This window comes from Streptomyces sp. NPDC060194 (genome assembly GCF_042728285.1).
In the GTDB taxonomy this organism is placed as follows: Bacteria; Actinomycetota; Actinomycetes; order Streptomycetales; family Streptomycetaceae; genus Streptomyces.
Window position 1 is genome coordinate 1 of record NZ_JBHWZH010000181.1, and the last position, 10,192, is coordinate 10,192.

Consider the following 10,192-nt stretch of genomic DNA (forward strand, 5'->3'; position numbering starts at 1 on the left):
GCCCCATGTCCGGGCGGGGCGCGGTCGGCGACGCACGAGGCGGCAGCCGGTCGCGGCCCGTGCGCGAACCGCGCCCCCGGTGCCGGCGCCCCGCGACCCCTGGACGCCGGCCGTCGTCCCCGCGCGCCCCTTCGGCCGCGGCTACTCGACGGTGACGGACTTCGCCAGGTTGCGCGGCTTGTCGATGTCCCGGCCGAGGGCGAGGGCGGTGTGGTAGGCGAGCAGCTGGAGCGGGATGCCCATCAGGATCGGGTCCAGCTCGTCCTCGTTCTTCGGCACGACGATGGTGTGGTCGGCCTTCTCCTGCTCCTGGTGCGCGACCGCGAGGATGCGGCCGCTGCGGGCCTTGATCTCCTCCATCGCCGCGCGGTTCTTCTCCAGCAGGTCGTCGTCGGGGACGATCGCGACCGTCGGCATCGCCGGCTCGATCAGCGCGAGCGGGCCGTGCTTCAGCTCGGAGGCGGGGTACGCCTCGGCGTGGATGTAGGAGACCTCCTTGAGCTTCAGGGAGGCCTCGCGGGCGACGGGGTAGCCGCGGACCCGGCCGATGAACATCATCGAGCGGGCGTCGGCGTAGCTCTTGGCCAGCTGCTTGATCTCGGGCTCGGTCTTCAGGATCTCGTCGATCTGGCCGGGCAGCTTGCGCAGGCCGTCGATGATCCGCTTGCCGTCGGTCACCGACAGGTCGCGGATGCGGCCGAGGTGCAGGGCGAGCAGCGCGAACGACACCACCGTGTTGGTGAAGCACTTGGTCGAGACGACGCACACCTCGGGGCCGGCGTGCACGTACACCCCGCCGTCGGTCTCGCGCGCGATGGCGGAGCCGACCACGTTGACGACGCCGAGGACCCGCGCGCCCTTGCGCTTCAGCTCCTGCACGGCGGCGAGCACGTCGTAGGTCTCGCCGGACTGCGACACCGCGACGTAGAGGCAGTCGGGGTCGACGACCGGGTTGCGGTAGCGGAACTCCGAGGCGGGCTCGGCGTCCGCGGGGATGCGGGCGAGCTCCTCGATGAGCTGGGCGCCGATCTGGCCGGCGTGGTAGCTGGTGCCGCAGCCGAGGATCTTGATCCGGCGGACCCCGCGCGCCTCGCGGGCGTCGAGGTTCAGGCCGCCGAGGTGCACGGTGGAGAAGCGGTCGTCGATGCGGCCGCGCAGCACGCGGTCCACCGCCTCGGCCTGCTCGCTGATCTCCTTGTGCATGTACGTGTCGTGGCCGCCCATGTCGTACGACTCGGCCTCCCACTCCACCGTGGTGGGCGTGGCGGAGGTGAGGGTGCCGGCGGTGGTGTACGTGCGGAAGTCGTCGGCCTTGATGGTGGCCATCTCGCCGTCGTCGAGGGTGACGACCTGACGGGTGTGCGCGACCAGGGCGGCGACGTCGGAGGCGACGAACATCTCCTTCTCGCCGATGCCGAGGACGACGGGCGAGCCGTTGCGGGCGACGACGATGCGGTCGGGGAAGTCCGCGTGCATCACGGCGATGCCGTAGGTGCCCTCGATGTTCTTCAGGACGCCGCGGACCTTGTCCTCCAGCGTCTCGGACGGCTCGCGGGCGACGAGGTGGGTGAGGACCTCGGTGTCGGTCTCGGACAGGAAGACGACGCCCTCGGCCTCCAGCTTGGCGCGCAGCTCGGTGGCGTTGTCGATGATGCCGTTGTGGACGACGGCGACCTTGTCGTCGGACGACAGGTGCGGGTGGGCGTTCTCGTCGCTCGGGGCGCCGTGGGTGGCCCAGCGGGTGTGCGCGATGCCGGTGGTGCCGGCGAACCGCTTGGGGACGCGGGCCTCCAGCTCACGCACCCGGCCCTTGGCCTTGACCATCTTCAGGGCGGGCGACTTCGGGCTGGAGATGACCACGCCCGCCGAGTCGTAGCCCCGGTACTCCAGGCGCTGCAGGCCCTCCAGGAGCAGCGGCGCCACGTCGCGCCTGCCGATGTAACCGACGATTCCGCACATGTCGTTCTGCTTTCTGCTGGGTCGGACCTAGCCGTAGACGAGGCGGCGCAGCTGCCGGAGCGAGAGCTCGGGCGGCGCGACCGCGCGATAGGGCAGTTCCGCCGCGATCCGTTCGAAGATCTCCGCGTTCACCAGGCCCTGACCCTGGAGCTCGCGGTGGCGGCGACGGACGAACGCCTCGGTCGTCTCGTCGAAGTAGGCGAGCACGTCCTGGACCACCCGCAGGGCTTCGCCCTTGCGCAGCGTGGTGCTGCGGGTCAGATGATCAACAAGTTCGTCGTGCACCCGTCGATACTGGGTTGCGGGGGCCTGTCGTGCAACATTTCTGCCCGCTATCGGGCAGGGTGTCGCCGCATTCGGGTCATGCGGTGCCGCAAATGGGGTGCAAAGGGGTGCGGAAGGTGTGGTCAGAGGCGTCGGAGGACGGCCTGCTTGGCCGCGCTGAACTCGTCGTCGGTCAGCACGCCGGAGCGGTGCAGCTCGCCGAGCTCCCGCAGCCGGCGCACAAGCGCGTCGTGGTCGTCGGCGGGGGCCTTCGCCAGGGCCGCCGGGGGCTTGGTGGCGGCGGCGGACGGGTGCGGCATCCGGGCGGCGACGGCCGCGGCGACCAGCGCCATCAGCGGGTCCTTGCCGAAGCCCCAGAGCTCGATCGCGTACGGGTCGTACTTCGGCGGCGCCTGGGAGGCCCCCTTGGCGACGCGGAAGCGCAGGAAGCCGTTCTCCATGCCCATCGAGGGCCGCCACTCGACGCTCTCCACGTCGGCGAGCGCGATCTCGCGGGGGCCGCCGGAGGACTTCGACTCCTCCGTCTTCCAGTTCCACGACAGATGGATCCGCTCCCCGTCGAACGTCGCCGTGCCGTCCCCGGCCGCGGCGGTCACGGGCAGCGCGGGGCCCGGCAGCAGGTAGCGGTCGACGGGGGTGGCGGGCACCTGGTCGAGCAGCAGCGCGTTGCGCACCTCGTCGACGAAGTACTCCGCCACCGCGGCGCGGTCGTTGCCCACGGTCAGCCGGTACGGGTCGCCGGAGCCGTCCAGGGTGTCGCCGGTGATCTGGAGCAGCGGGTCGGCGCCGTCGCGCAGCCGCAGGCGCAGGCGGCCGGACTTGCGGCCCGGCTCGAAGGAGACCGCGGCGATCGCCTCCAGCGGGACGGAGACCTCGCCGAGCCGCTGCCGCAGCACGCCGACGCCCCGGTCGCCGCCGGGCACGATCCGGACCGCGAGGCCGTCGAACGTCCAGGTGCCGTCCTTCTGGATGATTTCCGCCATGCAGGGGATTGTCCCAGAGGGGCGGCGGATCGCGCAGTGACCGGGAGTCGGCGGGCGCGGTGGGCATGGCGCGTCAACTCGGCCGGAGGGGGCCTGCCTTGACCGCGCGGACCAGACTGATCATCGCCCTGTCGGCCGTCCTCGCGCTCGCCGCGGGCGGGGCCGCGGGCGCGCTGTGGGCGGCAGGCGGCGACGACCGCGCGGACGGGCGCGGCGGCGCGGGCGGTGCGCCGCGGGTCGCCGTGATCCCCGCCCCGACGTCGCTGCGCGAGCGGGGGCCGGGCTACGAGCTGACCGGGTGCTCGCGGCGGCGGTCGCCGCGGGGGCGAAGGTCGTGATGTCGCCGGCGGATCTGGCGTACCTGGATCAGAAGTACGACGAGTCGTTCCCGTCGGGGCTGCGGTGGGCGGGGCTCGTCGAGGTCGACACGGCGTACCGGTGGGACCCGGGGACCCTTCTTCCCGGAGTCGCTCCCGAGGCGGTCCTCGGTGTCGAGGCGCCGCTCTGGAGCGAGACGCTCACCTCCATGGCCGACGTCGATCAGATGGCGTTCCCCCGGCTGCTCGGGACGGCGGAGCTGGGCTGGTCCCCGGCGGGGCGCGTCTGGGCGGAGTACCGGGGCCGACCCGCGGCCCACGGACCCCGCCTCGACGCGGCCGGCGTGGACTTCCACCGCAGCCCCACGGTCGACTGGCTGCCCTGACCCTGCCCCCCGGGGGGCTAGGCGATCGGGTTCTTCAGGGTGCCCACCAGCTGGAGCGCGCCCGAGGGGTCGGAGAGGTCGACCATCTGCTGGTTGTTGCGGAGTTGGAGGCGGTTGAGGCAGGAGAGGGCGAACTCGGGGGCGAAGATGTCGTACTCCTTGAAGCGGTCCGCCAGGTGGGGGACGGAGGCCTGGTAGGCGCGGACGCAGTCCGCGACGGCGGCCCAGAAGTCGGACTCCGACACCACGCCGGACTCGTGGAGCGTCGCCGAGAGGAAGCGGAAGAAGCAGTCGAAGACGTCGGTGAAGATCGACAGGAGCTTCGTGTCGTCGGGCACGTCCGCGCGGATGCGCTCGACCGCGGGCGGGAGGACCGCGTGCGGGTCGAGGACGGCGATCTCCTCGGCGATGTCCTTGTAGATCGCGCGGACGACCGCGCCGGACTCGGAGAGGACGAGGATGACGTTCTCGCCGTGCGGCATGTAGACGAGGTCGTAGGCGTAGAAGCTGTGGAGCAGCGGGGTGAGGTAGGCGCGGAGGTAGCCGGCGAGCCAGTCCGCGGGGGAGAGGCCGGAGCGCCGGACGAGCTCCGCGGCGAGGGAGGTGCCGTCGCGGTCGACGTGGAGGAGCGAGGCCATGGTGGCGAGCCGCTCGCCGTCGGCGAGGGCCGGCACGGGGGACTCGCGCCACAGCGCGGCGAGCATCTTGCGGTAGGGGGAGTAGCGGTCGGTGGCGGCCTCGTACTGAGGGTGCCGGTAGCCGACGGCCGCGCGCTCGCGGATGATGCTCAGCCCGGTGGAGCGCAGGACGTCGTCGCCGGCGACCAGCTGGGCGAGCCAGTCGTTGATGGCCGGGGTGGCCTCCATGTACGCGGCGGAGAGTCCGCGCATGAAACCCATGTTGAGGACGGAGAGCGCCGTCTTGACGTAGTGCTTCGTCGGGTCGCTCGCGTTGAGGAAGGTCCGGATGGACTGCTGGGCGAGGTACTCGTCGTCGCCCTCGCCGAGGAGCACGAGGTGCCGCTGGGCGACCTCGGAGGCGAAGGTGACGGACAGCTTGTTGTGCCACTGCCAGGGGTGGACGGGGATGAGCAGGTAGTCGCCGGCCAGGTCGAGGCCGTGCCCGCGCATGACCGCGTCGAAGCGGTCGAGGGTGTCCTGCCCCAGCTCGTCGCGCAGCAGCGCCTCGTAGGCGACGCCGACGCCGGCCGTGAAGGTGGCCCGGTCGCGGCGGGCGGCGAGCCAGACCAGCTTGAGCGGGTTGCCGGTCTCGGGCGCGTAGGCGGCGTACTCGTGGCTGCCGAAGCCGAGCCGGCCGTTGTTGGCGACGAAGCAGGGGTGGCCCTCGGTCATCCCGGACTCGATGGCCTGGAAGTCCAGGTCGCGGGCGAGCGCGGGGGAGGAGACGGCGGCCTCGGGCTTGGCGAGCTTGTACGCGCTGCCGGCCAGCGTGGAGGAGATCTCCTCCAGGTAGACCGGCAGGATCGCGTCGCTCAGGCCGACCGCGTCGCGGAACTCGATGATGAACTCCAGTGCGTCCAGCGGGAGTTCCTCGTCGCCGCGGTGGCGGGTGACGGAGTCCGCGTCGACCTGCCAGTGGTCGAGCGCGCGCAGCCGGGCGGTGAAGTGGTACGCGGTGCGGCCGTCGTCCGAGGTGACGGAGTAGCGGTCGTCGCCGGCGCCGAGCGGGGTGGGGGTGAGGAGGCGCTCGTGGGAGAACTCGGCGATCGCCTTGCGGACCAGGAGCCGGGTGGCCGTGGCCCAGTGGGCGGGGGCGAGGTGGGCCGTGGCCGACGGGGTCGCCGTCGCGGCGGCGGGGGCGGGCGCGGTGATGTGGTGCTGCCTCATACGGTGGTGCCTCCTGCGGTCGTCGCGGCCGTGAACTGCTCCCGGGTGCACACGCTGAGCAGCGCCCGCTTCTCCGGCTTGTCGATCTCGCGGACGGGGACGAAGCCGACGGCCTCGTTGAGCGCGTGCACGGCGGTGTTGCGGACGTCGGGTTCCACGACGACGCGGGCGGTGGCCGGGTCGTCGAAGAGCGCGGCCATCACGGTGGTGATCACCGCGCGGGTGAAGCCGCTGACGGGTGCGTCGGTGGGGGCGGTGAGGAAGTGCATGCCGACGTCGCCGGGCTCGGGCTCGTAGAGGCCCGGCAGCTCGACGTGGCGGGGGTCGTAGCGCTCCATGAGGAAGGCGGGGACGCCCCGGTGGAGGCCGAGGAAGGCGTCGTGGTGCGGATGGGCGGCGATCCGCATGTACTCGCGCTCGACGTCCTCCAGGCGGGAGTCGCCCATCATCCAGAAGGTCGCCTTGGGGTCGGTGACCCAGCGGTGCAGCAGCTCGGCGTCGCGGGTCGGGTCCAGCGGACGGATCTGGAAGTCGCCGAGGGCGGGGTCGGTCCTGCGGAACAGGGCGTCGTCGGTGGTGCGGGCGGTGCTCATACGATCATTCCTTCGGGTGCCGCGAACTCCTGGAAGGCGATGGACTTCTCCACCGGGTAGACCTCCCGGCCGAGCAGGTCGCGGATGATGTGCGCGTTGCGGTAGGCGCCCATGCCCAGGTCGGGCGAGGTCAGGCTGTGGGTGTGGGTGCCGGCGTTCTGGACGAAGATCCCGGCGCCGGTGACGTCGACGGTGTAGTTGCGGGCCATGTCGTAGCGGCCGCGCCCGTCCCAGCGGATGCGCTCGCGGACGCTCTCGTCGAGGAAGCCGGGGACCCGGTAGGCGTAGCCGGTCGCGAGGACGAGGCCCTCGGTGGCGAGCTCCCAGGCCTGCTGCTGCTCGCGCTGGTGCAGGCCGAGCACGTAGCGCCCGTCCTCGTACCGCGCGGTCGTCAGCTCGGTGTTGGTGAACAGCCGGGTGGGGACGGGGCCTGCGGTGTTCTTCTGGTAGAGCAGGTCGAAGATGGCGTTGATCAGGTCGCCGTCGATGCCCTTGAACAGGTTCTTCTGCCGCTGCTCCAGGCCGTAGCGGACGTCCTCGGGCAGGGCGTGGAAGTAGTCGGTGTACTCCGGGGAGGTCATCTCCAGGGTCAGCTTGGTGTACTCCAGCGGGAAGAACCGCGGCGAGCGGGTGACCCAGTTGAGCCGGTAGCCGTGGACGTCGATCTCGCTCAGCAGGTCGTGGTAGATCTCCGCGGCGGACTGGCCGCTGCCGACGATCGTGATCGACTCCTTCCGCTGCAGCTCCGCCTTGGCCTGCATGTAGCGGCTGTTGTGGACGAAGTCCCCTTCCAGGCCCTTCAAGGCCGGCGGGACGTGCGGCGGGGTGCCGGTGCCGAGGACGAGTTTGCGCGCCCGGTGGACGCCGTCCTGCGTGCGGACGGTGTACAGCTCGTCGTCCGCGTGCCAACTGACGTTCTCGACACTCTGGTCGAAGCGGACGGAGCTGAGCTGCGCCGCCGCCCACCGGCAGTAGTCGTTGTACTCGGTCCGCAGCGGGTAGAAGTTCTCGCGGATGTAGAAGGAGTACAACCGCCCCGACTGCTTCAGGTAGTTGAGGAAGGAGTACGGGGAGGTCGGGTCGGCGAGGGTCACCAGGTCCGACATGAACGGGGTCTGGAGGTGGGCGCCGTCCAGGAACATCCCGCTGTGCCACTCGAAGTCGGGCTTGGACTCCAGGAACAGGCAGTCGAGTTCGGCGAGCGACTCGGTCAGGCAGGCCAGCCCCAGGTTGAAGGGGCCGAGGCCGATCCCGACGACGTCGTGGACGCGGTCGTTCGCGGTCGTCGCGTCGGTGGTGGTGTCAGGCGTGGACAAGGGACTCTCCCAGGTACTGCGTGGCGTGCGCGGCCAGGGCGTCGAGCACGGCCGCGAGGTCGTCGACGGTCGTTTCGGGGTTGAGCAGGGTGAACTTCAGGTACTGGTGGCCGCCGACCTCGGTGCCGGCGACGACGGCCTCGCCGGAGGCGAACAGCGCCTTGCGGGCGTAGAGGTTGGCGCGGTCGACGGCGGCCGGGTCGACGACGCCGAGGTCGCGGGGCACGTAGCGGAAGACCAGGGTGGAGAGCTGGGGGCGGACGACGACCTCGAAGCGGTCGTCGGCGTCCAGGAGGTGCCAGCCCTGCTCGGCCCGGTCCACGACCTCGTCGAAGAGCGCGCCGACGCCGTCGGCGCCCAGCACGCGCAGCGTCATCCACAGCTTGAGCGCGTCGAAGCGGCGGGTGGTCTGGAGGGACTTGTCGACCTGGTTGGGGATGCGCTCCTCGATCGTCCGCCGCGGGTTGAGGTACTCCGCGTGGTAGGTCACGTGGCGCAGGGTGGTGGACTCGCGGACCAGGAGCGCGCTGGAACTGACGGGCTGGAAGAAGGACTTGTGGTAGTCGACGGTGACCGAGTCGGCGAGCTCGATGCCGTCCAGGAGGTGGCGCCGGGTGGGGGAGGCGAGCAGCCCGCAGCCGTAGGCGGCGTCGACGTGCATCCAGGCGCCGAACGACGAGGCCAGGGCGGCGATCCCGGGCAGCGGGTCGATGGAGCCGAAGTCGGTGGTGCCGGCGGTGGCGACGACGGCCATCGGCACGTTCCCCTCGGCGACGCAGGCCTCCAACGCGGCGGCCAGCGACGGCAGGTGCATGCGCTTGTCGCGGTCGACGGGCACGGAGACGACGGCGTCGGGGCCGAGGCCGAGCAGCTTCGCGGACTTCCTCACGCTGAAGTGGCTCACCTCGGAGGCGAGGACGCACAGCCGGGAGAGGTCGCGGCGCGGGTCGTCGGAGGAGGCCTGCTCCTCGCGGGCGAGCAGCAGCGCCTGGAGGTTGGACTGCGAGCCGCCGGAGGTGAACACCCCGTCCCCGCCGGGGCCGTAGCCGATGCGGGTGGCCGTCCAGTCGATCAGCTTGCGCTCGATGAGGGTGCCGCCGGCGCTCTGGTCCCAGGTGTCGAGCGAGGAGTTGACGGCGGAGAGCACCGCCTCGGCGACCACCGCGGGTATGACGACGGGGCAGTTGAGGTGGGCCACGTAGCGCGGGTGGTGGAAGTAGACCGCGTCGCGCAGGTAGACCTCCTCCAGCTCGTCGAGCGCGGCGGAGGTGTCGCCGAGCGGCTGGTCGAGGTCGATGGCGGCGACGACACGCGACAGCTCGTCGACGCCGGTGCCGGTGAACGGCCGGTCGGTCGCGGCCAGTTTGGCCGCCACCCGCTCGACTCCTTCGGTGGCGGAGCGGCGGTAGCGCTCCGCCGTCGCGTCATTGAGCAGGTGTGCGCGCATGGGGGTCGTCTCCCGAGGCAGGCGAAAGGGGGCGTGGGGGCGAGATCAGAACTTAGGTTAGCCTAACCTAAGTTCCGGCTCATGCGTACCCACGCCCCCTCCGGGAACGGGAATTGGCCGGTTCTACACGTCCCCGTCGTCGTCCTCGGGGGCGGCGGCCTCCTCGCGCAGGCCGTCCTCGCTGACCCCGCGCTTCCAGTAGCCGACGAACGTCACCGCGCCGCGGTCGAGACCGCGTTCGCGCACCAGGTGCCGCCGCAGCTCCTTGACCACCCCGGACTCGCCGGCGATCCAGGCGTACGGGGTGGCGCCGTCCGGCAACTCGGCGGCGCGGAACGCCTCGACGGGGTCGGGGGCGTCCTCGCCGGCGACCAGCCAGGTCACCGTCGCGTCCGCCTTCGTGGCGAGCTCCTGGCGGTCGCCGGCGTGCCGGACCGAGAGCCACACCTGGGCGGAGAACTCCGCCGGCAGCCACTCCAGGATCGCCGCGGCGGCCGGCAGGGCCGTCTCGTCGGCCCACAGCAGCAGGTGGTCGGAGCCGGCCGGCGGGCGGCAGCGGACGGCCGTGTTGTCGGCGACGGCGGGACCCAGGACCATCGCGCGGTCGCCGGGAGCGGCGGCGGTGGCCCAGCGCGAGGCGGGTCCGCTGCTGCCGCCGTCGTCGTGCAGCGCGAAGTCGATGTCGAACTCCCGCGCCTCCGGGCGGTGTTCGCGGACCGTGTACGAGCGCAGGACCGCCCGCACGTCGTCCGGCAGCGCGCGCCACGCGCCGAGCGCGGTGTACATGTCGCCGTCCTCGGGGACGGGCACGACGGGGGCGTCCTGGCCCGGGTGCGGCAGGAACAGGGTGAGGCTCTGGTCCCGGCCGCCGGCGGCGAAGCCGTCGATCCCGGGGCCGGTGAAGGTGACCCGGAGCAGCGACGGACCGAGCCGCCTGGTCCTGACCACTTCGAGCGCGAAGAACCGGAACGGAGCGGTCTCGGCCGTCGTCGTCATGCGAAGCATCCTCCGGAGGGGCGGCGGGGGCGGTGCGCTCGCGGTCGTGGCACCCGCGGCGAC

10 protein-coding genes are annotated in these 10,192 nt (G+C 71.9%); 2 read left to right on the forward strand and 8 right to left on the reverse strand.

Annotated elements, in window-relative coordinates; all coding sequences use genetic code 11:
- Nucleotides 1–141: 141 nt before the first annotated feature.
- From glmS to ACFWEG_RS26255, 3 genes are all read right to left on the reverse strand, one after another.
- Nucleotides 142–1,959 carry a glutamine--fructose-6-phosphate transaminase (isomerizing) gene (glmS, locus tag ACFWEG_RS26245; protein WP_387219827.1) on the reverse strand — a complete coding sequence of 606 codons (1,818 nt, stop codon included), beginning with the start codon at nt 1,957–1,959 and terminating at the stop codon, nt 142–144.
- 27 nt (nt 1,960–1,986) lie between these two features.
- The gene (locus ACFWEG_RS26250; RefSeq protein WP_387219829.1) at nt 1,987–2,244 is read right to left on the reverse strand and encodes a hypothetical protein; all 258 of its coding nucleotides are present in this window, start codon (nt 2,242–2,244) and stop codon (nt 1,987–1,989) included.
- Nucleotides 2,245–2,366: 122 nt separating this feature from the next.
- Nucleotides 2,367–3,227 (reverse strand): DUF4429 domain-containing protein, encoded by an 861-nt coding sequence (locus tag ACFWEG_RS26255; protein WP_387219831.1) that lies wholly within the window; start codon nt 3,225–3,227, stop codon nt 2,367–2,369.
- Nucleotides 3,228–3,325: 98 nt separating this feature from the next.
- Here ACFWEG_RS26255 and ACFWEG_RS26260 point away from each other — a divergent pair, with 98 nt between their 5' ends.
- Together ACFWEG_RS26260 and ACFWEG_RS26265 are read left to right on the forward strand one after the other, a co-directional pair.
- Nucleotides 3,326–3,565 (forward strand): hypothetical protein, encoded by a 240-nt coding sequence (locus ACFWEG_RS26260; RefSeq protein WP_387219833.1) that lies wholly within the window; start codon nt 3,326–3,328, stop codon nt 3,563–3,565.
- Complete coding sequence (locus ACFWEG_RS26265) at nt 3,565–3,930, forward strand: family 20 glycosylhydrolase (protein WP_387219836.1); 366 nt, start codon at nt 3,565–3,567, stop codon at nt 3,928–3,930. The genes ACFWEG_RS26260 and ACFWEG_RS26265 overlap by 1 nt, the downstream gene beginning before the upstream one ends.
- Nucleotides 3,931–3,947: 17 nt before the next feature.
- On the opposite strand, the gene ACFWEG_RS26270 is transcribed toward ACFWEG_RS26265, so the two are convergent.
- The 5 genes from ACFWEG_RS26270 to ACFWEG_RS26290 form a co-directional block, all read right to left on the reverse strand.
- A complete protein-coding gene (locus ACFWEG_RS26270) occupies nt 3,948–5,777 on the reverse strand; it encodes an IucA/IucC family protein (RefSeq protein ID WP_387219838.1) in 1,830 nt (609 codons plus the stop codon).
- A complete protein-coding gene (locus ACFWEG_RS26275; protein WP_387219842.1) occupies nt 5,774–6,370 on the reverse strand; it encodes a GNAT family N-acetyltransferase in 597 nt (198 codons plus the stop codon). The genes ACFWEG_RS26270 and ACFWEG_RS26275 overlap by 4 nt, the downstream gene beginning before the upstream one ends.
- On the reverse strand, nt 6,367–7,686 hold the full coding sequence (locus ACFWEG_RS26280; RefSeq protein ID WP_387219844.1) for a lysine N(6)-hydroxylase/L-ornithine N(5)-oxygenase family protein: 1,320 nt from the start codon (nt 7,684–7,686) through the stop codon (nt 6,367–6,369). Before ACFWEG_RS26280 ends, ACFWEG_RS26275 begins: the two co-directional genes overlap by 4 nt.
- Nucleotides 7,673–9,133, reverse strand: coding sequence for a pyridoxal phosphate-dependent decarboxylase family protein (locus tag ACFWEG_RS26285; protein ID WP_387219847.1), 1,461 nt, complete (start codon nt 9,131–9,133; stop codon nt 7,673–7,675). The genes ACFWEG_RS26280 and ACFWEG_RS26285 overlap by 14 nt, the downstream gene beginning before the upstream one ends.
- Nucleotides 9,134–9,256: 123 nt before the next feature.
- The gene (locus ACFWEG_RS26290) at nt 9,257–10,129 is read right to left on the reverse strand and encodes a siderophore-interacting protein (protein ID WP_387219849.1); all 873 of its coding nucleotides are present in this window, start codon (nt 10,127–10,129) and stop codon (nt 9,257–9,259) included.
- Nucleotides 10,130–10,192: the final 63 nt, after the last annotated feature.

Excerpts from the sequence above, each read along its gene's own strand:
- ACFWEG_RS26290 (WP_387219849.1), bottom strand. The coding sequence starts at position 10,129 with ATGACGACGACGGCCGAGACCGCTCCGTTCCGGTTCTTCGCGCTCGAA.
- ACFWEG_RS26270 (WP_387219838.1), bottom strand. The coding sequence starts at position 5,777 with ATGAGGCAGCACCACATCACCGCGCCCGCCCCCGCCGCCGCGACGGCG.
- ACFWEG_RS26285 (WP_387219847.1), bottom strand. The coding sequence starts at position 9,133 with ATGCGCGCACACCTGCTCAATGACGCGACGGCGGAGCGCTACCGCCGC.
- glmS (WP_387219827.1), bottom strand. The coding sequence starts at position 1,959 with ATGTGCGGAATCGTCGGTTACATCGGCAGGCGCGACGTGGCGCCGCTG.
- ACFWEG_RS26265 (WP_387219836.1), top strand. The coding sequence starts at position 3,565 with ATGTCGCCGGCGGATCTGGCGTACCTGGATCAGAAGTACGACGAGTCG.
- ACFWEG_RS26255 (WP_387219831.1), bottom strand. The coding sequence starts at position 3,227 with ATGGCGGAAATCATCCAGAAGGACGGCACCTGGACGTTCGACGGCCTC.
- ACFWEG_RS26275 (WP_387219842.1), bottom strand. The coding sequence starts at position 6,370 with ATGAGCACCGCCCGCACCACCGACGACGCCCTGTTCCGCAGGACCGAC.